The sequence below is a fragment of the Cellulosimicrobium sp. RS genome, from assembly GCF_046159675.1.
In the GTDB taxonomy this organism is placed as follows: domain Bacteria; phylum Actinomycetota; class Actinomycetes; order Actinomycetales; family Cellulomonadaceae; genus Cellulosimicrobium; species Cellulosimicrobium funkei.
Genome location: NZ_JBJXVU010000011.1, coordinates 183,075 through 204,284 on the forward strand (window position 1 = coordinate 183,075; position 21,210 = coordinate 204,284).

Here is a 21,210-nt window from a genome sequence, read left to right on the forward strand (position 1 = left end):
CAACATCCGGAAACATCCTGCAAAGCCGCAGGTGCCGGTCGCGCCCGCCACCCCGGGGCGCTTGTCATCACCGCGTGGCCCGTCCGTGCTCGACGCCGAGCGAGGGGCGGCCGCATCCTCGAAGGAGCTGCAATGACGCGCACCACCGACCTCGCTGGACCCCCGGCGCCCATCCCCGTCCCCGCAGGACGCCTCGCCCGCCCGCGCGGCGGCCGCCTGCGCCGCGTCCTCGCGGCGGGCGCCTCGGCGGCTCTCGCGCTGACCGCGGCGCTGGCCGCGGTCCCGCTCGCCGCACCCGCCGCGGCCGCGCCGCCCGTGCCGACGCCCGTCGTCGACTCCCCGAACGGCCGGGGCGACGTGATCCTCAACCTCTTCCAGTGGACGTGGGACTCCGTGGCCGCCGAGTGCACCAGCACCATCGGCCCGGCCGGTTTCGGCTACGTCCAGGTCTCGCCGCCGCAGGAGCACATCCAGGGCACGGCCTGGTGGACCTCCTACCAGCCCGTCAGCTACAAGCTCGAGTCCAAGCTCGGCACCCGCGCCGAGTTCCAGCGCATGGTGAGCACGTGCAAGGCGGCGGGCGTGGGCGTGATCGTCGACGCGGTCGTCAACCACACGGCGGGCGCCGATACCGGGTCCGGCACCGGGACCGGCGGGACGAGCTACTCCGTGGACAGCTTCCCCGGCGTCCCGTACGGGCCGAACGACTTCAACGACTGCCGGTCGAACATCAGCAACTACGGCGACCGGTACAACGTCCAGAACTGCCGCCTCGTCTCGCTCCAGGACCTGCGGACGGGCTCCGACTACGTGCGCGGCAAGATCGCGGGCTACCTCAACGACCTCCTGTCGCTCGGCGTCTCGGGCTTCCGCATCGACGCCGCGAAGCACATCCCGGCCGCGGACCTCGCGGCGATCAAGGCGCGACTCACGAACCCGAACGTCTTCTGGGTGCACGAGGTCATCGGCGCGAGCGGCGAGCCGATCCAGCCCTCGGAGTACCTCGGTTCCGGCGACTCGCACGAGTTCTTCTACGCGCGCGAGCTCAAGTCCCGGTTCGACGGCCAGATCAAGGACCTGCGCACGATCGGCGACAACAAGCTACCCTCCGACCGCGCGGGCGTCTTCGTCGACAACCACGACACCGAGCGCAACGGCGAGACGATGAACTACAAGTGGGGCGCCAAGTACCGGCTCGCCAACGCGTTCATGCTCTCGTGGCCCTACGGCGCGCCGAGCGTCTACTCGGGCTACACGTGGAGCGACAAGGACGCGGGTGCGCCCGGCGCCTCCGCCACCTCCGTGCCCGACGCGAGCTGTGCCGACAGCGCGTGGGTCTGCACGCAGCGCTGGACCGAGATCGCGGGCATGGTCGGCTTCCACAACGCGGTCGCCGGGACCCCGGTGACGGGCTGGTGGGACGACGGGAACAACCACATCGCCTACGGGCGGGGCGCCAAGGGCTACGTGACGATCAACAACTCCGCGAACGCCGTGACGCGCACCTACCAGACCTCGCTCCCCGCCGGGACGTACTGCGACGTCGTGGCGTCGAAGGACTGCTCGAAGACCGTCACCGTCTCCGGCTCGGGCACCTTCACGGCGACGGTGCCCGCGTACGGGGCGCTCGCGCTCCACGTCGGGGCGCGCGGCGACGGCGGCACCGGGGGTCCCGGGCCCGTCGACCCGGCCGGCACGACGACCGTCTACTACGCGACCGACAAGGGCTGGAACGCGTACAACGTCCACTACAAGGTCGGCACGGGCGCCTGGACCGCCGTCCCCGGGGTCCCGATGACGGCGGCCTGCACGGGCTGGGTCTCGCGGCAGATCAGCCTGCCCAGCGGGGCGACGGGCGCGGCCGCGACCGTCACCGCCGCCTTCACGAACGGCTCGGGCGCCTGGGACAGCAACGGCGGCAAGGACTACTCCCTGTCCGGCGCCGCGGTCGCCGTCTCCGGCGGGACGGTCACGGCGGGCGACCCGTGCGACGGCGGCGGGTCGCCGGGCGGGCCGGTCGAGGGGCAGGGCGACGCGTCGTTCTCCGTCACCGCGACCACCACGTGGGGCCAGACGGTCCACGTCGTCGGCAGCATCCCGGCGCTCGGCTCCTGGGCGCCCGCGAGCGGCGTCCCGCTGTCGTCGTCGGCCTACCCGGTGTGGACCGCGCGCGTCGACCTCCCGGCCGGCACGACCTTCCAGTACAAGTACGTCAAGCGCGACGGCGGCGGGAACGTCGTCTGGGAGAGCGGCGGCAACCGCACGGCGACGGTCGGCGCCGACGGCTCCGTGACGCTGTCGGACACCTGGCGGTCGTAGCGCTTCCGCCATCCCCACCACGCGGTCGTGGCCCGGCCCGGGCCACGACCGCGTGCTGGCGGCAGGCAGCGACGGCACGCTCGACCGGCGGTGACCGTGCGCCCGGCGAACCTACGATGAGGCGGTGACCGCCCCCGAGCCCTCGGCCGCCCCGGACCCGCACGAGCCCACGCACGACCGCGCGCCCGGCACCGCGACCGACCCGCTGCGCGACGTCGTCGCCGTCATGGACCGCCTCTACTCCCCGGGCGGGTGCCCGTGGGACCGCGAGCAGACGCACGTCTCGCTCGTGCGGTACCTCCTCGAGGAGGCGCACGAGCTCGCGGACGCCATCGAGACCGGCGACCGCGCCGGGATGCGCGAGGAGCTCGGCGACCTGCTCCTGCAGGTGCTGTTCCACGCGCGCATCGCGAGCGAGGAGCCGGACCCGTTCACCGTCGACGACGTCGCCGCCGACCTCGCGGCGAAGCTCGTGCGGCGCCACCCGCACGTGTTCGCGGACGCCGACGCGACCGACCTGCACGGGCAGTGGGACGCGATCAAGAAGGCCGAGAAGCAGCGCTCGTCGGTGCTCGAGGGCATCTCGCACACGCAGGGGGCGCTCGCCCGCGCGCAGAAGGTCCTGTCCCGGGCCGGGCGCGGCGGCCTCGGCGACGTCGTCGGCGCGGCGCTCGCGGCGCCGTCGGGCACCGGGCCGGGTGCGGTCGGCGAGGACGGCGCCGGCCCGACGCCGGACGAGCGGCTCGGGCACGAGCTGCTCGCGCTCGTGGCCCGCGCGGAGGCCGACGGGCTCGACGCGGAGGCCGCGCTGCGGGGCGAGCTGCGGCGCGTCGAGGCGCGGATCGTCGCGGCCGAGACGTCGGCAGGGACGCCTGCGGAGCCCGGCCCGGCGGCGCAGGGCTGAGGCGGGACGTTCGTCCCGATCGTCGACGCGCAGGTCCCCGACCCGGGGCCCACGGACCGGACGCAGCGGCGCAGGTCACAACCGGGCACTAGGCTGTGGTCGTAAACCCACCATCGTCGCGGGCGCGCACGCGGCGTCCCGGGTTTCCCTGCCCGGGTCCGCCACCACCGTTCGAAGCGCCCGCAGCCCTGCCCCGAAGGAGCACCTGTGGCCAGCATCGAAGCCGTTGGAGCGCGCGAGATCCTCGACTCCCGCGGAAACCCGACCGTCGAGGTCGAGGTCGTCCTGGACGACGGGACGTTCGCCCGCGCCGGAGTGCCCTCGGGCGCGTCGACCGGTGCGTTCGAGGCCGTCGAGCGTCGTGACGGCGACAAGTCCCGCTACCTGGGCAAGGGTGTCGAGGGCGCGGTGAACTCCGTGATCGACGACATCGCCCCGGAGCTCATCGGCTTCGAGGCCGAGGACCAGCGCCTCATCGACGCCGCCCTCATCGACCTCGACGGCACCCCGAACAAGGGCAAGCTCGGCGCGAACGCCATCCTCGGCGTCTCGCTCGCCGTCGCGAAGGCCGCCGCGAAGAGCGCGGGCCTCGACCTGTACCGCTACGTCGGCGGCCCGAACGCGCACGTCCTGCCCGTGCCGATGATGAACATCCTCAACGGCGGGTCGCACGCGGACTCGAACGTGGACATCCAGGAGTTCATGGTCGCCCCGATCGGCGCGTCCTCGTTCCGCGAGGCGCTGCGCACCGGCGCCGAGGTCTACCACGCGCTGAAGTCCGTGCTCAAGGAGAAGGGCCTGGCCACCGGCCTGGGCGACGAGGGCGGCTTCGCGCCGAACCTCGCGAGCAACCGCGAGGCGCTCGACCTCATCCTCGTTGCGATCGAGAAGGCCGGCTTCGCGCCGGGCACCGACGTGACGCTCGCGCTCGACGTCGCGTCGACCGAGTTCTTCAAGGACGGCGCGTACCAGTTCGAGGGCGGCGCGAAGACGCCGGCCGAGATGATCGCCTACTACGAGCAGCTCGTGCGCGACTACCCGCTGGTCTCCATCGAGGACCCGCTGTCCGAGGACGAGTGGGACAGCTGGTCGCAGCTCGTCGCCGAGGTCGGCGACCGGGTGCAGATCGTCGGCGACGACCTGTTCGTCACCAACCCGGAGCGTCTCGCGAAGGGCATCGAGCTCAAGGCGGCGAACTCGCTCCTCGTGAAGCTCAACCAGATCGGCACGCTCACCGAGACGCTCGACGCCGTCGAGCTCGCGCAGCGCAACGGCTTCACCGCGATGGTGTCGCACCGCTCGGGCGAGACCGAGGACACGACGATCGCGGACCTGTCCGTCGCGACGAACGCCGGCCAGATCAAGACGGGGGCCCCCGCCCGCGGCGAGCGCATCAACAAGTACAACCAGCTCCTGCGCATCGAGGAGGCGCTGGACGACGCCGCCCGCTACGCCGGCCGTGGCGCGTTCCCGCGCTGGACGGTGCAGGGCTGACCTGCGGCTGACCGTCGGTCACGCACGACCTCGCCGGGGTGACCCGGCACCCGGAGCCCGGAGGGCAGCTCGTCGGCCCGCCGGGCTCCGGCGCGTCCGGGCGGGTGAAGAAGTCGTGTCGATCGCCTCACGTTCGCGGGCGCACCGCGCGTGCTCCCGGCGCGCCGCGTCTCGCGGCAGCACAATCGGGGCATGCCGTCCTCGCGTCGTCCCCCGCGCCCCGGTGCCCCCGCGCGGCCGGGCTCCGGGCCCGCGCGCGGCACGTCCGGGACGAAGCCCACGAAGCGCTCCGCGTCCTCGGGGACCGCGAGCCCGCGCCCGGCGTCCACGGGCGCCCCGCGGACGGCGTCGGGCTCCTCGGCGAAGTCCCCGGGCGGCGGCTCGACCGCCCGGACCCCGTCGTCGTCCGGCGCGCGCCGCCCCGCCGCCCGACCGAGCAGCGCGACGTCGACGCGTCGTGCGGCCGGCCCGGCGCCCGAGGACCGGCGTCGGAGCCGCTACGGCTTCCTCCTGCCCGAGGTGGTGACCGTCCGGACCCTGGTCCTGTCCGTCGTCGTGCTCCTCGCCGCGGTGCTCCTGCTGCCGACGCTGCGCGCGTACGTCAACCAGACGGGGGAGCTGCGCGAGCTGCGCGCCGGCCTCGAGCAGGCGCAGGCGGAGCACACCGAGCTCGAGGCCGAGCTCGCCCGCTGGGACGACCAGGCGTACGTCGAGCGCGAGGCGCGGGACCGGCTCAACTTCGTCATGCCGGGGGAGCGGCCGTGGCGCGTGCTCGACCCGGAGACGGTCGTCGACGACACCGACCCGCAGACCGGGCGGACGATCACGGACGGACCCGTCCGGGGGTACGAGGAGGGCACGCCCTGGTACGAGGCCATCTGGGAGTCGGTGCAGGTCGCGGGCGGTCCGCGCGCGTCCGCGGGCGACGACGCGGGAACGCCCGACGGGACCGCGCCCGCGGGCGAGGAACCGGCCGGCGACGAGGACGCTCCGCCGAGCGGGGAGAATGGGTGAGGCGTCGTCCCGACGCCGCCGACCGACCCGAAGGAAGTCCCGTGCCCGACGCCCGCCTGGCCATCCCTGCCGACGACCCGGACGCCGTCGTCTCCGAGCGCGACCTCGAGACGCTCGCGGAACAGCTCGGGCGCACGCCGCGCGGTGTCGTCGGCATCGCCGCGCGGTGCGTGTGCGGGCGTCCGCTCGTCGTCCGCACGGCGCCGCGGCTCGAGAACGGCACGCCGTTCCCCACGACCTTCTACCTCACGAGCCCGGGCGCGGTCGCGGCCGCGTCGACGCTCGAGGCGAACGGCGTCATGAAGGAGATGTCGGAGCGGCTCACCGAGGACGAGGAGCTCGCCGCCGCCTACCGGCGCGCGCACGAGCACTACCTCGCGCAGCGCGAGGCGCTCGGCCACGTCGAGGAGATCGACGGCATCTCGGCGGGCGGGATGCCCACGCGCGTGAAGTGCCTGCACGTCCTCGTGGGCCACGCGCTCGCGGCCGGCCCGGGCGTCAACCCGCTGGGCGACGAGGCGCTCGAGCGCGTGCGCGACGTGTGGCGCCCCGACCGCTGCACCTGCTGACCGCGTGGCACGCTTGGACGCATGACCTCTGGCTCCACCTCTCCGCTCACCCGGGACCCGGGCGCGACCACCGCGCCGGCCACCTCGCCCGCCCCCGTCCCGCCCGGCGCCTCGCGCGTGGCGGCGATCGACTGCGGCACCAACTCGATCCGCCTCCTCGTCGCCGACGTCGACCCGCAGGCCGGGACGCTCGTCGACCTGGACCGCCGCATGGAGGTCGTCCGGCTCGGCCAGGGCGTCGACCGCACGGGCCGCCTCGCCCCCGAGGCGCTCGCGCGCACGCTCGACGCCGCGCGTCGCTACGCGCAGGTGATCGCCGACCTGGGCGCGACGCGGACGCGCTTCGTCGCGACGTCGGCCACGCGGGACGCCGAGAACCGCGACGAGTTCGTCGCGGGCGTCCTCGACGCGCTCGGCGTCGAGCCCGAGGTCGTCTCGGGCGAGGAGGAGGCGGCGCTGTCGTTCCGCGGGGCGACGTCGACCGTCGCGGCCGTGCGCCCCGGCCCCTACGTCGTGGTGGACCTCGGCGGCGGCTCGACGGAGCTCGTGCGCGGCACGACGACGCCCGACGCCGCGTACTCGATGGACGTGGGGTGCGTGCGCATGACGGAGCGGCACCTGCGCTCCGACCCGCCGACCCCCGCGGAGGAGGAGGCGGCCCGTGCGGACGTGCGGGCCGCGCTCGACGACGCGGCCCGCGTGGTGCCGCTCGGGCAGGCGGCGACGCTCGTCGGGCTCGCCGGGTCCGTCACGACGGTCACGGCCCACGCGCTCGGCCTCGCCCGGTACGACCGCGACCGGATCAACGGGTCCGTGCTGCCGGTCGACACCGTGCTCGCGGCCTGCGACGACCTGCTGCACCGCACGCGCGCCGAGCGCACCGCCCTGGGGTTCATGCACCCCGGGCGGGTCGACGTCATCGGCGCGGGCGCGCTCGTGTGGTCGGAGGTCGTGCGCCGCGTGCGCGACGACGTCGCCGCCGCGGGCGGGTCGCTCACCGAGGTCGTGACGAGTGAGCACGACATCCTCGACGGCATCGCCTGGTCGCTCGCCTGACCCGGGGCCGCCCCGACGGCCCTTCCTGCCCGACCGCCGAGCCCGGCGTCGCGGCACCGGACACGCCGGTGCCCGCGGCCCGGGCTCCGGCGTGTCCGCGCGAGGGGCGTGTCGTGTGCACGGTACTGCGCATCGCGCGGTAGTGTGCATCCCGTGATCCCGGTGGCCGAGCACCGGGACGGACCGGGGCCACGCCCGACGGAGGGACGGATGGACACCACGCAGCTGCTCAAGGGGGTGCTCGACGCGGCGGTGCTCGCCGCGGTCGAGGCCGAGGACGGGTACGGGTACGACGTCGTGCGGCGCCTGCGCGCGGCGGGGCTCGAGGACGTGGGGGACGCGTCCGTGTACGGGACGCTGCGGCGCCTGTACGCGGGCGGGGCGCTGACCACCTACGTCGTGCCGTCCGACGCCGGGCCGCACCGCAAGTACTACGGGATCAACCCGCAGGGCCGGGCCATGCTCGACCTGCACCGCAAGGAGTGGCAGACGTTCGCGGGCACCGTGTCCGCGCTGCTGCGGACCGGAGAGGTGGCCGCCTGATGAGCACGACGACCCCCGCGCAGCCGCCCGCCGGCGCGCCCGTCGGACGGGCCTTCTACGGGCACGTCCACGCCTACGCCCAGCAGGTGCGCGCGCACCTCGCCGACCTGCGCCCCGACCAGGTCGAGGAGCTCGCCGACGGGCTCGAGGCCGACCTCGCCGAGGCGGTCGTCGACGCGCCCGGCGCGCTCCCGCGCCGAGCCCCCGCTTCGGCGTCGTCCGACGGCGCTCCGGCCGGCGCGGCGGGCGCGGCTGGCGCGGCTGGCGCGGAGGCGCTCGACGACACGGGCCTCGACCTCGTCGCGTTCTTCGGTCCGCCCGCCGAGTACGCCGCCGAGCTGCGCACCGCGGCCGGCCTGCCTCCCGTCGCCCCGGGCGCCGCGCGGGGCCCGCGCCCCGGGCTGCGCCGTCGGCTGGCCGGGCTCGGCGCGATGCTCGCGGCGGACTGGCGCGCGGGGTGGCAGCCCGTCACCACGTCGCCGCAGTGGGCCTCGACGGCCGAGTTCCTGCGCGCCCTCACGCCCGCGTGGTGGATCCTGCGCGGCTGGGTCGTGGCGACGCTCCTGCTCTGGATGTTCGGCGGGTACGAGATCGCGATGCTGCCTCCGGACCTGTCGGCGCGGTTCGTGGTGCTCGCGGCGGTCGTGGTGAGCGTGCAGTGGGGGAGGGGCCGATGGCTGCCCACCACGTGGCTGCCGAAGGTCGTGCGCCCGCTGTCCGTCGCGGCCGCGGTCGTCGCGGCACCGCTGGTCCTCCACGCCGCGGCCGCCGGCGCGTCGAGCCCGTACGCGTGGGACCGCGGCTACGAGCAGGGTCGCAGCGACGCGAGCAGCGGCCTGGTGAGCAGCGTGTCGTTCGGGAGCGGGGACTCCCCGGGCACGGCGGGCGTGTGGGTCGACGGCGCGCAGGTGTCCAACCTCTTCGTCTACGACGCGGCGGGCGAGCCGCTCCGCGACGTCCAGGTCTTCGACGACCGCGGCCGCCAGGTCCGCACGATCACCGAGGAAGGTGCCTCCGGGGCGTGGGCGGTGCCCGACGTCGAGGGCACGTGGTACTTCCAGCCCGCCCTGGCGACGGACGGGCGCGAGCGGTGGAACGTCTACCCGCTGCGCGCGGTCGCCGAGGAGGACGTCGAGTACCCCGAGGGCGACGGCCGCCCCGTCCCGGCGACGGGGACGCGCACGCGCGACATGCCGTGGCCGTTCCTCCAGGCGCCGACCGCGGTGCCGTCGAGCGTGGGGGCGGGGGAGACGTCGTCGGGCACGGGCGGGGCCAGCGACGCGCCGGCCGACGAGCCGGCCGAGGGTGACCCGGCGCCGTCGCAGGAGGCCCCCGCGACCCCGCCCGCGGGCGGGGTGCCGCCCGCACCGACCGGCCCGACGCCCGTCGTCGGCGCGATCGGCTGACCGGCAGGCCCGGGGTGGTGCGCCGACGGCGGACGGCGGCGCACCACCCCGGTCCCGGGCCCTGCGGAATGTCGCCTCTGCCCGCGTGTGCCCGCCTCTGCCCCCGTCCGTCCGCGCGGCGTGGGGCGCGTCACGCCCGTCAGGCGGACGCTCCGGCTCGCCTGTGCCGCAACCGGTAATACTCTGGAACCATGCCTCAGAATGACCTGACCTCGGTCAGCCGTGCCCAGACCGCTTCGCCGCGGCCCCGCAAGGTGCCCCGCGTCGTCGTCCTCGGCGGCGGCTCCGTGGGTCTGTACGCCGCCCGCCGGCTGCGCAAGAAGCTCGGTCGCCGCGAGGCGGCGATCGTCGTCGTCGACCCGCGCCCGTACATGACGTACGCGCCGTTCCTCCCCGAGGCGGCCGCGGGCTCGATCGACGGCCGCGACGTCGTCGCGCCGCACCGCCGTGCGCTCAAGGGCGTCGACGTGCTCCAGGGCAAGGTCGTCTCGATCGACCACACGGACCGCCGCGTGACGATCCACCCGGAGGAGGGTGACGACTACTCGGTCACGTACGACCACCTGATCGTCGGCCTCGGCTCGGTGTCGCGCACGCTGCCCATCCCGGGCCTGGCGGAGAACGCGATCGGCTTCAAGAACGTGGAGGAGGCCATCGCGGTCCGCAACCACGTGCTCAACCGCATGGACGTCGCGTCGTCCACGTGGGACGAGAAGCTGCGTCGCCGCATGCTCACGTTCACGTTCGTCGGCGGCGGGTTCGCGGGCATCGAGGCGCTCGCCGAGATCGAGGACATGGCCCGCTACGCGACGCGCAACTACGCGACGATCGAGGAGAAGGACCTCCGCTTCGTCATGATCGAGGGCGCGGGCCGCATCCTGCCCGAGCTGAGCGAGCCCATGGCGCAGTACGCGCTCGACGAGCTCAAGAAGCGCGGCATCGAGTTCCACCTCAGCACGTTCCTGTCGTCGTGCGTGGACGGCCACGTCGTCACGTCGACCGGGGTCGAGTTCGACTCCGACACGATCGTGTGGACCGCGGGCGTCAAGGCGAACCCGGTCCTCAAGGAGTCGTCCGACCTCCCCGTCGACAAGCTGGGCCGCATCACCGTGCTGCCGACGCTCCAGGTCGCGGACGCCGACGGCAACGTCGTGCCGAACGCGTGGGCCGCGGGCGACTGCGCCGCCGTCCCGGACGTGCTGAACCCGGGCAAGTTCTGCCCGCCGAACGCGCAGCACGCCATCCGCGAGGCCACGCGCCTCGCCGACAACCTCGCGCTCGAGCTGCACAGCGAGCCGCCGGTCGAGTACCGCCACAAGAGCGTCGGTACGGTCGCGTCGCTGGGCCTGTACAAGGGCGTCGCGGAGCTGTTCGGCGTGTTCAAGCTCCGCGGGACGCTCGCGTGGCTCATGCACCGCAGCTACCACGTCATGGCGATGCCGACGGGGAACCGCAAGATCCGCATCTTCATCGGCTGGATCGGCCAGTTCCTCATGGGCCGCGAGCTCGTGTCGCTCGGCTCGCTGCACGACCCGCGCGCGGAGTTCCGCGCCGCGTCCGTCCCGCCCAAGAAGGACGGCGACCCGGTCAAGCAGACCGCGCAGGGCTCGGCGGCCGCGGCGGAGTCCGGTGCGGGCACCGTCGACGCCGACGACCGGACGCCGGCGGCGAAGGCCTCCTGAGGTCGCGGCCGGGCCCCGGCCCGGCCGTCGTGCCCGACGACGAGGGGCGAGCCGCGCGTGCGGCTCGCCCCTCGTCGCGTCCAGGTCCCGGGCGGGCGGCCGTCGTGCCGACGGGCCCGGAGAGCGCCGCGCGCGCGGTAGATTCGGCCCGCGCCCCCATGGCCCAACTGGCAGAGGCGGCCGGCTTAAACCCGGCGTGTTCCGGGTTCGAGTCCCGGTGGGGGCACCATGCCGACGGGCGGTCGGCTCCGAGGCGCCAGGCCTCCCCGGGCTAGGACAGCCCCGTCGGGCCCTCCGGCTTGGCCGGGAGAGCGGCCTCCTGGCCGAGGATCACGACGGTGCCGTCCGGGTCCTGTACGCGCGCGACGCGCTCGCCCCACGGCTGGTCCGCGGGCGGCTCCAGGACGGGCACGCCCGCGGCCGCGAGGTGCTCGACGGCGCGGTCGCAGTCGTCGACGTCCACCCACAGCACGACGCGGGTGTCCGCCGGAGGCGGGTCGCCCTGCCCGAGCCCGAGCGGCGACCGGCCCACGCGCACGCTCACGTAGACGGGCGGGCCGTCGTCGGGGAACGCGTACTCGACCGTCCCGCGCAGCAGGTCGCGGTAGAAGCCGAGGGACCGGTCGAGGTCGGCCACGGTGAGGACGGGGAAGAGGCTGCGGAACACGGTCGCTCCTCGGTGCGCTCGGCGGGTCCTCCCATCGTGCGCCTCGTGCCCCGGCCGCGCGCCCCGTGCCCGGGGCGCCGCGCCTCAGCGCGCGAGCAGCTCCTCGGTCGTGGTGCCGGGGACGGACAGCGTCACGCGCGTGCCCCACGGGTCGTGCACGACGACGGAGCGGCCGTCGTCCGCGTGCTCCAGCCCGCGGGCACGGAGGCGCGCGACGAGCGCGTCGAGGTCCTCGCGGCCCGGCACCGTGACGGCGACGTCGCCGAGCCCGAGGCTCGCGGCGCGGGGCCCGGCGCCCGCGCTGTTCCACACGTTCATCGCGACGTGGTGGTGGTACCCGCCCGCGGACGCGAAGAGCGCCCCGCTGTACCCGGTGAGCGTCGCCTCGAAGCCGACGGCGTCGACGTAGAAGGCGTGGGCGGTCGCGACGTCGCCCACCTGCAGGTGCACGTGACCGACGCGGCCCGCGAGCGAGGGGCCGGCGTCGAACGTCTCCTGGTCGAGGTGCGTGCGCAGGTAGGCGTTCGGGTCGAGGAACGTCGTCGTCATGAGGATCTGACCGTGCTCGCGCACCCACGTCTCGCGGGGGCGGTCGGTGTAGAGCTCGACGCCGTTGCCCTCGGGGTCGGTGAAGTAGAACGCCTCGCTGACGAGGTGGTCGCTCGACCCGACGAAGGTGCCGCGGCGGTCCTGCGCGGCGCGGTAGACGGTCGCGGCTAGGCTCGGGCCGTCGTCGAACAGGAAGGCCGTGTGGAACAGGCCGGCCTGGCGCGGGTCGACGGGCGGCAGCCCGGGCGTGTGCACGAGGCGCAGCATGGGCGTGCGGCCGCGGCCCAGCACACGGTGCACCTCGGCGCCGCGCGACCGCTCCTCGAGCGGGGCGAGGGCGAACGCGCCCGTGTAGTACGAGGTCATGAGCTCGAGGTCGCCCACGCGCAGCGTGACGGCGTCCATGCTCGTGGACGGGGACAGGAGGCGGTCGGTCGGCGCGCCCGGCGTGCTCGTGGTCATGTCTTCTCCAACTTGTTGTCGCTACAACTATATTCCCACACCGTGGCGAGGGCTCCCGCACCGGCGCCGTCCTTGCTAGGGTCGGCGCGAACCACGCGGGGCGTCCCGCCCGGGCCACGGCCCGGGCCGAGGGACTGAGACGAGCGGTACGGCCGCCCGGACCCGTCGAACCTGATCTCGCTAGCACGAGCGGAGGAACGTGGGCATGACGACGCCTGCTGCCATCACCCTGAACCCTGTCCTCGCGGACGACCCGACCGCGCTCGTCCGGCAGGAGGAGACCGGCTTCACCGCCGACCTCGCCCGCCGGTACGCGGACCTCTTCGAGACGTTCTACGACCACCCCTTCCTGGCCGGGCTGCGCGACGGCTCCGTCGAGCCCGCCGCGGTCCGCCACTACGTGGGCCAGGACCACCAGTACCTCACGGCCTACCTGCGCTGCTACGGCCTCGGCATGGCCCTCGCGCCCGACCGGTCGTGGGCGGCCTACTTCCACGACAAGGCCGGCTTCCTCCTCGACGACGAGTCGCACGCGCACCACGCGATGTGCGACTTCCTCGGCGTGACGTACGAGGAGGCGCAGACGCACCGCCTCGCGCCCAGCGCGCAGGCCTACGTCGACCACATGACGGCGGCCGGCCGCGACTCGCTCGGCGTGCTGCTCGCCGCGCTGCTGCCGTGCCCGTGGACCTACATCTGGTCCGCGCGGCGCTTCTGGCTCGGCGAGCGCGAGACGACGCCCGGCGCCCTCGGCGACGACCACCCGCTCGCGGGCTGGTGGCAGTTCTACGCGGCCGAGCGCACCGAGGACGTCCTCACGGACCTGCGCGCCCGCCTCGACGCGCTCGCCGCGGACGCGGGCGAGGCGGAGCGCGCGCGCATGGAGCGCGCGTTCGAGCTGAGCTGCCGCCACGAGATCCGCTTCTGGCAGATGGCCTGGTCGCTCGAGCGCTGGTGACCCGTCCGGCCGGGCGCGCGGCCGGCGTCGCGCCGTGCGCCCGGCCTTACGCCAGCAGCAGATACCCACCCGGGTGCCTCGGCACCCGGGTGGGCCGCGGGTAGCGTGAACGCATGGACGCGACGAGCGCGGTGCCGGGCACGCTGCCGGACGTGGTGCCGGACGGGGTGACGCCGAGCCCCCGCTCCCGGGCGGGCGGACGGGCGGAGCCCCTCCTGCGCCACGTCATCGGGGGGATCCTGCGGCGGGCGCGGCTCGCGCAGGGGCGCACGCTCGTCGACGTCGCGGCCGCCGCGCGCGTCTCCACCGCCTACCTGTCCGAGGTGGAGCGCGGGCGCAAGGAGGCGTCGTCCGAGGTCCTCGCCGCCGTGTGCGGCGCCCTCGGCCTGCGCCTCGTCGACCTCGTCGCCCGCACGGGCGAGGAGCTGCGGCCGCTCGCGCCCGTCCGCGTGCTGTCCTCCGCGCGAGAGCGCGGTGCCCTCTCCGCGCCACGGCACGTCGCCCCGGTGGGCGAGCCCGTGCGGGACCTCCCCGTCGCCGAGACGCTCCGACGTCCGACGGCGCGCGCCGGCGACGTCCTGCTCCTCGCGGCCTGAGCGGCGGTCCCGTCGCACCGCGTGTCGTGCGGGGGCCGGGCGCCGTGCGCGCCGCTACCGTCGGTCCATGACGGAGCCGCAGACCGCGCACGGCACGGCAGCCCAGGACGTCCCGGCCCTCCAGGACCTCGTCGACGACGCCGCGTTCCTCTCCCACGAGCACCAGCTCCACCTGACGGACCTCCACGGCGACGACGCCTGGGCCGCGGACCTGACCACCGGGGTCTTCACCTTCACCGCGCCCGACGGCGGGACCGCGACGTGCCGCCTCCAGTTCCTCGGCACGGCCGCGCCCGGGCCGGGCACGTGGATGTGGGCGTGGCAGAACGTCAACGGCTTCCCCGACGCCGTGCTCACCGCCGCCGAGAGCACGCGCCGGACCGGGCTGCGCGAGGCCGCCGAGCCGGAGCTCCCGCTCGCCGACGACCTCGCCCACCGGCTCGCGCTCGCGGCCAAGGCCGTGACCGGCTCGTTCGCCCACTACAGCGCCCCCGTCGGCGGCGGCACGCGGGCGTGGTTCCTCCTGGACGACGCCGACCTCGCCCTGCCCGCCCCGAGCGTGCCGCGCGTCGTGCGGACGCTGAGCGAGGGGCTGTTGTCCGTCACGGTCGTCGACCACCGGCGCGCCGTCGCGTCCTACGCGAGCGCGCGCGGCCTGCCGGCCGTCGAGGACGGGACCGGCGCCGTCGTGCTGGACGTGCCCGACGGCACCGTGACCGTGCGGTTCGACGAGCGCGGACGGATTGCGGGCATCTCCGCGTCGTCCGGGCGGACCGCCGCGCCCCTGGCTGCCGAGCTCGAGGCCGCAGCGGCGGAGCCCGAGGCCGCGGCGTCGGAGCCGGCCGCGGCAGACCCCGCCGCCTCGGCGCCGACGGCGCCCGCGCTCACCGTCCCGGAGCCGCCGGCGGAGGAGCCGGCCGCGCCCGAGCCTGCGGCCGCGGCGCCGGAACCGGCCGTGCCCGAGCCGTCGACCGCGGAGACGACGACCCCCGAGCCGCGCCGCCGGTCGTGGTTCCGACGACGCGGCTGACGACGCCCGGGTCACCCCCGCGGTCGGGCGTCACGCCGCCGCGGCGAGCTTGCGCGAGGTGACGACGGCGTCCGCGACGCCGTACTCCACGGCCTGGCGCGCGGTGAGCACCAGGTCGCGGTCGGTGTCTGCGCGCAGGCGCTCGACGGTCTGGCCCGTGTGCCGCGCCAGCACCTCCTCCGTCTCGGACCGGATCCGGAGGATCTCCTCTGCCTGGATCGACAGGTCCGAGATCGTGCCCTCCCCGCCGCCCGACGGCTGGTGCAGCAGGACGCGCGAGTGCTCCAGCACGAACCGCTTGCCGGGCGTGCCCGCCGCGAGCAGGACGGCCGCGGCGGAGGCCGCCTGGCCCATGCAGATGGTCGAGACGTCGCAGCGGACGAACTGCATCGTGTCGTAGATCGCCATGAGCGCCGTCGCGGAACCGCCCGGGGAGTTGATGTACAGCCCGATCTCCTGGTCCGGGGCGTCCGACTCCAGGTGCAGGAGCTGCGCCATGACGACGTTCGCGACGCCGTCGTCGATCTCGGTGCCCAGGAACACGATGCGCTCGGACAGCAGGCGGGAGAAGACGTCGAACGCGCGCTCGCCCAGCGGCGTGCGCTCGACCACGGTCGGGATCGTGTAGCTCGCCATCACAGACCCACCTTCCGGGCCGCGCGGGCGGGGCGGACGTCGTCGACGCTCTCGACGATCCGGTCGACCATCCCGTACTCGAGCGCCTGCTGCGCCGTGAACCAACGGTCGCGGTCGGAGTCGTCGGCGATGGTCTCGACGGACTGCCCGGTGCTCTCCGCGAGCAGCCGGTGCATGAGCCCCTTGGTGTACACGAGGTTCTCCGCCTGGATCGCGATGTCGACGGCGGTGCCCCCGATCCCGGCCGACGGCTGGTGCATCATGATCCGCGCGTGCGGCAGCGCGAACCGCTTGCCCGGCGTCCCCGCGCACAGGAGGAACTGGCCCATGCTCGCGGCGAAGCCCATCGCGACGGTCGACACGTCGTTGGGGATGAGCCGCATCGTGTCGTAGATCGCGAGGCCGGCGCTCACCGAGCCGCCGGGGGAGTTGACGTAGAGCGCGACGTCCGCGCGCGGATCCTCCGCCGAGAGCAGGAGGAGCTGGGCGCACAGGCGGTTCGCGACGGCGTCGTCCACGGCCGTGCCGAGGACGACGATGCGCTGGTGGAGCAGGCGCGTCGTGAGCTGGTCGTCGAACGAGGAGGCCGCCGAGGCGGCAGCCTCTGCGCGCGGGGTCCGGTGGTGGTCGCCGACGGCGGGTCGGCTGGTCAGGTGCGTGGTCATGCGACCACCCTGCGCCCGCAGTGGCCCCGTGAGGAGGCCGATCTGCCGTCGGCTCATTCGCCGACGGCAGATCGGCCGTCGCCGCGCTACCTGATGGGCCAGTCCCGGTGCTCGACCACGATGCCGCTCGGTGCAGGGCTGATCGTCACGTAGACCTTGGCCGTGCGCTGGGTCCCGTACGGGTTGCCCAGGATGCACCCAAGGTCGACGTAGCCGCCCGCGCTGAGGTGCTCGGTCCACGTGAAGCTGCCGATGCGGTTCCCGTCGTAGTAGCACGCGAAGGTGTAGGTGCCGGAGGGGAACGTCGCGTTCGCGTTGACGCGGAAGACCGTGCAGACGCTGGTGTTCTGGCAGTCGCCCCACGAGCCGGTGGCCTTCCCTGGCCCACGCGTCACCCAGATGGTCGGCGGGACCGGGCGAGGGTCGGTGCGGTGCGTCGCCCAGCCGCTCCACGGCCCGCACCCGGCGGCGTTGCACGCCTGCGCCCGGAGGCGGAACGTCTGGTCGTAGTCGTTCCCGACGTCGACCGTCTGCCCCGAGCCGCTGGACCCGCCCTCGATCTGCCAGTTGTAGCGCGAGACGCCGTTGCCGCCGTTCGACGAGGGTGCGGAGATCGAGAAGCGGCCCGAGGTCGCGCTCAGTCGGGACACGGACACGCCCGGTTCGCTGGGCTTGCCGTACGCGCTGATCTGCCCCGACGCCGGGCTCGACGTGGACGTGCCGCCCTTGTTCGTCGCGGTGACGGTGAACGTGTAGTTCCCGGCGGGGAGGCCGGTGAAGTCGACGGACGTGCCGTCGACGTCCTTCTTCGCGCCCCCGGGCGCCGCCGTGACGGTGTACTTCGTGATCGGGCTGCCGTTCGCGTCGGCGGCACCCCAGGACACGCGCGGGATGCCGCTGTCCTGCCCGCCGCCGCCGACGTTCTGCACGCTCGGCCGGGGCGGAGCCTCGGGGCGACCGTAGGGGACCACGGCCGCGGACGCCGCGCTCTCCGCCGTCCGGCCCGCCTTGTTCTCGGCCGTCACCGTGAACGTGTACGACGACTCGTTGTCGAGGCCCGTCGCCTTGTGGCTCGTCGCGGTGAGGGAGAGCGCGGCGCCGTCGCGGGAGCCGTTCTTGTACCGCTGCAGGGTGTAGCCCTTGATCGCGTCGCCGTTCTCGAACGGCGCCTTCCACGACACGTCGATCGAGCCGCCGTTGAGCGGCGAGTCCGCGGCGCGGACCGCGCTCGGCGTCTCCGGGACGTCCGGCAGGCCCGCCGGGATCTCCTCGGCCGAGTACTCGCCCCAGTCCGAGGGGTCGGGGGCGAGGTTGTTCGCCCGGACGCGGACGCTGTACGCGGTGCCGTTCTCGAGCCCGTTCCACACGTACTGGGTGCCCGAGAGCGCCGTGACCTGGACGGCGCCGCCCTTCGGCGCCGGGGAGATCTCGAGGTCGACCGTCTCGATCGGCGAGCGGTCGGTGTAGGTCTTGTTGGTCCAGGTGACCGTGAGGGACTTGTCGCCGAACTCGAGGGTGGGTGCGGCGGGCGGGTCGGGCTTCTCGTCGGGTCGGGCGACGGCGGAGGCCGGGGAGGCGGGTCCGTCGCCGACGGCGTTGGTCGCGTAGACGGTGAAGGTGTACTCGACGTTGTTGGTCAGGCCGTCCAGGGTGCAGGTGGTGGTGCCGCAGGCCTTCTCGTAGCCGTTCTGGGAGCGCACGGTGTAGCCGGTGATGTCGGCGCCGTTGTTGTTCGGCGGGTCCCAGGTGAGCACGACCGTCTTGGAGCGGACCTCGACGACCTGCGGGGTCGAGGGCGCCTCGGGCTTGCCCAGCACCTTGAGCTGGACGCGGCCCTCGACCATGCGGTCGGGGTCCTTCGTCGCGTCCTGGATCCGGTAGACGACCACCATGACGCCCACGAACGAGTCGGCGGGCGTCACGACGACGTCGCCCCCGCTGTACGACACGTCGCCGCTGCCCGTCTCGACGCTCGCGCCGACGATCTCCAGCGGGGTGTCGGGGAAGGGGTTGGAGTCGTTGGCGAGGACGGGCACGGTGGTGGCCTTGCCCTGGTGCGCGTCGTCAACGGTGTCGGGGTTGGCGCGCGCCAGGGGCCGGGTCGAGGCCACGACGGTCAGGGTCGCGGCGCCCTCGACCGGGGGGTGCTCGCCGTCGGTGACGGTGATCGGGACCTGCACGACCGAGCCCTTGGGCACGTCCGGGGTCGCCTGGGCGCGCAGGGTGGAGGTGCCCTCGACGGTCACGGTCACGCCCTGGGCCTGGCCGGTGGCCTGGAAGGTCAGGGGGTCGCCGTCGGGGTCGGTCGCGAAGCGCGCGAGGTCGATCGAGGCCTCCTCGCCCGCCGCGACGTCGAGCGTCGGGGTCGACAGCTCCGGCGGCAGGTTCTCCGGCGGCACGACGCTGATCGGCAGCGTGAGCAGCGCGGTGTGGCCGTCGGGGTCGTCGGGACCGGAGCCGTCGGTGACCTCGAAGGTCACGGCAGCGGGACCGACGTAGTCCGGCGCGGACGTGTAGGTGATCTCCGTGGTCGAGAGGACCTCTCGCGTGCCCTCGAGCGCGGTGACCTTCTCCTCCGTGGTGAGCCGGGGAGTCTTGCCCTCGACGACCAGGACGTAGTCCGTGATGTCGATGGGCAGCGGCTCGCCGCTCACGACCTCCAGGGGCGTGATGCCGGGACGGAGGGTCGGGGCCTGGTCGGTGAGGCCGGGGACCTTGACGAAGGCCTTGGCGGTGAGGCCGTCGATGTCGGTCGCGGTGTAGGTGATGACCTGGCGGCCCTCGGTGAGGGTGACGGTGAGCTCGCCGTCGGGGGTGACGCTCGCGGTGGTCGCGTCGGTGGTGACGGTGAGCTCGCTCGCGGCGCCGTCGGGGTCCTCGTCGTTGTCCAGGACGGGGACGGTGACCTCGGTCTTGCCCAGGATGTCCTCCACGGGCACGGTGTCGTCGCGCGCCACCGGGGGCAGCAGGGGCGCGTTCGCCGAGACGTTCACGGTGACCGCGCCGGTCGCGCGGGCGCCGTAGGTGTCCTGGATCTGGTAGTAGAACGAGTACGAGCCGTCCTGGTCGGGCGAGGTGAGCACGATGCGGTCGGCCACGACCTCGGCGTCCAGGTCGTGGGTGTCCTCGATCCCGCCCGGGACCAGGCCGACCTGGTCCCCGTCGGGGTCGGTGTCGTTGGCCAGCGCCGCGACCGAGACCGTGCGCCCCGGGCGCACCGTCACCTCGTCGTCCACCGCGACCGGCGACTGGTTGGTGTCCGCGGGACGGGCGATGCCGACGTTGACCGTGCCCGTGGCGGTGGCGCCGCGCGCGTCGAGCACGGAGTAGGTGAACGTGTCCGCCCCGGTCGCGTTCTTCGACGCCGCGTACTCGATCATCCCGTCCACGACCCGGGCGGTGCCCTTGCCCGCGGGGGTGGCGATCCCGGTGACCTGGACGGAGTCGCCGTCGGGGTCGATGCCGTCCAGCGGGACCGCGATGCGCACGCTGGACCCGGACAGCACCCGGGCCTCGATCTCGCGCGGCTGCGGCGGGGCGTTGTCCTCGCCGTCGCGGATCCGGATCGTGACCTGGGCCGAGTCCTCCTGCCCGTTGACGTCCCGCACCCGGTAGATCGCGTACGCCGTGCCCGCCTCCGAGCCCGCCTTGAACCGCAGCGTGTCCTCCGAGACGAACGCCTCGCCCAGCGCGGGGTCCACGTCCTGCTCCAGCTCGGGCTGCAGGAACAGCTCCAACCCGTCCGGGTGCGTGTCGTTCTTCAGCACCGGGACCGTCACCACGTCCCCCGCGTGAACCGTCACCTCGTCCGCGACCGCGTTCGGCGGCTGCAGCCGCGTCGGCGCCGGCACCGGCACGACCCGCACCTGGCCGGTCGCGGTCTCGGTGCCGTTGGAGGCCGTGTACTCCACCGTCACCGGCGCGTCCAGGCGCCGGATCTCGGTCACCCGCAGCATCTGGTGGGCCAGGATCGCGACCGACACCCCGGCGTCGGCGGGCACGCGCACGGACTGCACGACGAGCACGCCGCCCGCGGGGTCCGTGTCGTTCGCGAGGACGTCCACGAGCGTGGACCCTCCCGCCGGGAGGAGCGCGGTGTCGGTGACGACGACGGGCGCGCCCTCGGCCTCGGACGGCGGCAGGACGTCGACCCGGACGAGGCCCGTGGTCGCGTTCGGGCCGTCGGTCACCTGGTACGTCAGGTCGTACGAGCGCGGCTCCATCGAGAGGAACGTGAACGTCCCCGCGTCGTAGTTCGGCGTGATCTGCGCCGGGGCGGACTCCGAGACCGACGCCAGGCGCAGCTCGTCCCCGTTCGGGTCGGTGTCGTTGCGCAACGGCTCCACCGTCACCGGCTGCCCCGCCGGGACCACCACGTGGTCGCTCACCGCGACCGGCGGCTGCGGACCGGGCACCACGTCGACCAGCAGCTTGCCCTCGAAGGACAGCTCGCCGTCGGAGACGAGCAGGGTCACGATCTTGCGCCCGGTCGAGCCGCCGCCGTCGCGCAGCTCGACCGTGCCGTCGGGGCGAGAGCGCACGTCGTCGCCCGCGACCGTCGCGGCCGCCGACGCGAGGTACAGGTCGTCGCCGTCCGGGTCCTTGAAGAAGGGCAGCACCTTGATCGTCGCGGCGCCGCCCTGGGCGACGCGCAGGACCG

17 protein-coding genes, 1 tRNA gene and 1 riboswitch are annotated in these 21,210 nt (G+C 74.4%); of the genes, 13 read left to right on the forward strand and 5 right to left on the reverse strand.

The features are described from left to right. Positions 1-132: 132 nt before the first annotated feature. From ACI769_RS16925 to ACI769_RS16970, 10 genes are all read left to right on the forward strand, one after another. Positions 133-2,319 carry a carbohydrate-binding module family 20 domain-containing protein gene (locus ACI769_RS16925; RefSeq protein ID WP_085387465.1) on the forward strand — a complete coding sequence of 729 codons (2,187 nt, stop codon included), beginning with the start codon at positions 133-135 and terminating at the stop codon, positions 2,317-2,319. Between the two features lie 124 nt (positions 2,320-2,443). Next, the gene (locus ACI769_RS16930; protein ID WP_232322729.1) at positions 2,444-3,223 is read left to right on the forward strand and encodes a MazG family protein; all 780 of its coding nucleotides are present in this window, start codon (positions 2,444-2,446) and stop codon (positions 3,221-3,223) included. Between the two features lie 207 nt (positions 3,224-3,430). After that, positions 3,431-4,717, forward strand: coding sequence for a phosphopyruvate hydratase (eno, locus tag ACI769_RS16935; RefSeq protein WP_021483383.1), 1,287 nt, complete (start codon positions 3,431-3,433; stop codon positions 4,715-4,717). 192 nt (positions 4,718-4,909) lie between these two features. Then, on the forward strand, positions 4,910-5,731 hold the full coding sequence (locus ACI769_RS16940; protein ID WP_232322730.1) for a septum formation initiator family protein: 822 nt from the start codon (positions 4,910-4,912) through the stop codon (positions 5,729-5,731). 41 nt (positions 5,732-5,772) lie between these two features. Beyond that, complete coding sequence (locus ACI769_RS16945) at positions 5,773-6,300, forward strand: DUF501 domain-containing protein (RefSeq protein ID WP_232322731.1); 528 nt, start codon at positions 5,773-5,775, stop codon at positions 6,298-6,300. A 21-nt stretch (positions 6,301-6,321) separates the two neighbouring features. After that, entirely contained in the window at positions 6,322-7,356 is a 1,035-nt protein-coding gene (locus ACI769_RS16950; protein WP_409142016.1) for an exopolyphosphatase, read from the forward strand. A 210-nt stretch (positions 7,357-7,566) separates the two neighbouring features. Then, positions 7,567-7,899 (forward strand): PadR family transcriptional regulator, encoded by a 333-nt coding sequence (locus ACI769_RS16955; protein WP_034651541.1) that lies wholly within the window; start codon positions 7,567-7,569, stop codon positions 7,897-7,899. After that, entirely contained in the window at positions 7,899-9,305 is a 1,407-nt protein-coding gene (locus tag ACI769_RS16960) for a hypothetical protein (protein WP_085387466.1), read from the forward strand. Before ACI769_RS16955 ends, ACI769_RS16960 begins: the two co-directional genes overlap by 1 nt. Positions 9,306-9,496: 191 nt before the next feature. Then, positions 9,497-10,987: an NAD(P)/FAD-dependent oxidoreductase gene (locus ACI769_RS16965; protein ID WP_043656236.1), complete on the forward strand. Its 1,491-nt coding sequence runs from the start codon at positions 9,497-9,499 to the stop codon at positions 10,985-10,987. Between the two features lie 152 nt (positions 10,988-11,139). Beyond that, positions 11,140-11,216 (forward strand) — tRNA-Leu (locus tag ACI769_RS16970). 42 nt (positions 11,217-11,258) lie between these two features. On the opposite strand, the gene ACI769_RS16975 is transcribed toward ACI769_RS16970, so the two are convergent. Further along, positions 11,259-11,654 carry a glyoxalase/bleomycin resistance/extradiol dioxygenase family protein gene (locus ACI769_RS16975; RefSeq protein WP_085387467.1) on the reverse strand — a complete coding sequence of 132 codons (396 nt, stop codon included), beginning with the start codon at positions 11,652-11,654 and terminating at the stop codon, positions 11,259-11,261. Between the two features lie 84 nt (positions 11,655-11,738). After that, a complete protein-coding gene (locus ACI769_RS16980; RefSeq protein WP_061268676.1) occupies positions 11,739-12,665 on the reverse strand; it encodes a VOC family protein in 927 nt (308 codons plus the stop codon). Between the two features lie 86 nt (positions 12,666-12,751). After that, positions 12,752-12,880, forward strand: a riboswitch (TPP riboswitch). On the opposite strand from ACI769_RS16980, the gene ACI769_RS16985 reads away from it, so the two are divergent. The 3 genes from ACI769_RS16985 to ACI769_RS16995 all read left to right on the forward strand — a co-directional run bounded on the left by ACI769_RS16985 (position 12,871) and on the right by ACI769_RS16995 (position 15,249). Further along, on the forward strand, positions 12,871-13,623 hold the full coding sequence (locus ACI769_RS16985; protein WP_021483086.1) for a TenA family protein: 753 nt from the start codon (positions 12,871-12,873) through the stop codon (positions 13,621-13,623). It overlaps the preceding riboswitch by 10 nt. 113 nt (positions 13,624-13,736) lie before the next feature. Beyond that, positions 13,737-14,219 (forward strand): helix-turn-helix domain-containing protein, encoded by a 483-nt coding sequence (locus tag ACI769_RS16990; protein ID WP_009866253.1) that lies wholly within the window; start codon positions 13,737-13,739, stop codon positions 14,217-14,219. 67 nt (positions 14,220-14,286) lie between these two features. Beyond that, positions 14,287-15,249 carry a DUF6882 domain-containing protein gene (locus ACI769_RS16995; protein ID WP_085387468.1) on the forward strand — a complete coding sequence of 321 codons (963 nt, stop codon included), beginning with the start codon at positions 14,287-14,289 and terminating at the stop codon, positions 15,247-15,249. 30 nt (positions 15,250-15,279) lie between these two features. Here ACI769_RS16995 and ACI769_RS17000 read toward each other — a convergent pair whose 3' ends face one another. The 3 genes from ACI769_RS17000 to ACI769_RS17010 form a co-directional block, all read right to left on the reverse strand. Beyond that, positions 15,280-15,885 carry a ClpP family protease gene (locus tag ACI769_RS17000; RefSeq protein WP_009866251.1) on the reverse strand — a complete coding sequence of 202 codons (606 nt, stop codon included), beginning with the start codon at positions 15,883-15,885 and terminating at the stop codon, positions 15,280-15,282. Beyond that, complete coding sequence (locus tag ACI769_RS17005; RefSeq protein WP_409142017.1) at positions 15,885-16,550, reverse strand: ClpP family protease; 666 nt, start codon at positions 16,548-16,550, stop codon at positions 15,885-15,887. Before ACI769_RS17005 ends, ACI769_RS17000 begins: the two co-directional genes overlap by 1 nt. Before the next feature lie 86 nt (positions 16,551-16,636). Continuing rightward, positions 16,637-21,210: Ig-like domain-containing protein (locus ACI769_RS17010; protein ID WP_409142018.1), on the reverse strand; the 4,574-nt coding region annotated here is incomplete at its 5' end.

What these genes read in the sequence shown, in the direction of transcription:
- ACI769_RS16925 (WP_085387465.1), top strand. Translation starts at nt 133, where the DNA reads ATGACGCGCACCACCGACCTCGCTGGACCCCCGGCGCCCATCCCCGTC.
- ACI769_RS16940 (WP_232322730.1), top strand. Translation starts at nt 4,910, where the DNA reads ATGCCGTCCTCGCGTCGTCCCCCGCGCCCCGGTGCCCCCGCGCGGCCG.
- ACI769_RS16950 (WP_409142016.1), top strand. Translation starts at nt 6,322, where the DNA reads ATGACCTCTGGCTCCACCTCTCCGCTCACCCGGGACCCGGGCGCGACC.
- ACI769_RS16955 (WP_034651541.1), top strand. Translation starts at nt 7,567, where the DNA reads ATGGACACCACGCAGCTGCTCAAGGGGGTGCTCGACGCGGCGGTGCTC.
- ACI769_RS16960 (WP_085387466.1), top strand. Translation starts at nt 7,899, where the DNA reads ATGAGCACGACGACCCCCGCGCAGCCGCCCGCCGGCGCGCCCGTCGGA.
- ACI769_RS16965 (WP_043656236.1), top strand. Translation starts at nt 9,497, where the DNA reads ATGCCTCAGAATGACCTGACCTCGGTCAGCCGTGCCCAGACCGCTTCG.
- ACI769_RS16980 (WP_061268676.1), bottom strand. Translation starts at nt 12,665, where the DNA reads ATGACCACGAGCACGCCGGGCGCGCCGACCGACCGCCTCCTGTCCCCG.
- ACI769_RS16985 (WP_021483086.1), top strand. Translation starts at nt 12,871, where the DNA reads ATGACGACGCCTGCTGCCATCACCCTGAACCCTGTCCTCGCGGACGAC.
- ACI769_RS16990 (WP_009866253.1), top strand. Translation starts at nt 13,737, where the DNA reads ATGGACGCGACGAGCGCGGTGCCGGGCACGCTGCCGGACGTGGTGCCG.
- ACI769_RS16995 (WP_085387468.1), top strand. Translation starts at nt 14,287, where the DNA reads ATGACGGAGCCGCAGACCGCGCACGGCACGGCAGCCCAGGACGTCCCG.
- ACI769_RS17000 (WP_009866251.1), bottom strand. Translation starts at nt 15,885, where the DNA reads ATGGCGAGCTACACGATCCCGACCGTGGTCGAGCGCACGCCGCTGGGC.
- ACI769_RS17005 (WP_409142017.1), bottom strand. Translation starts at nt 16,550, where the DNA reads ATGACCACGCACCTGACCAGCCGACCCGCCGTCGGCGACCACCACCGG.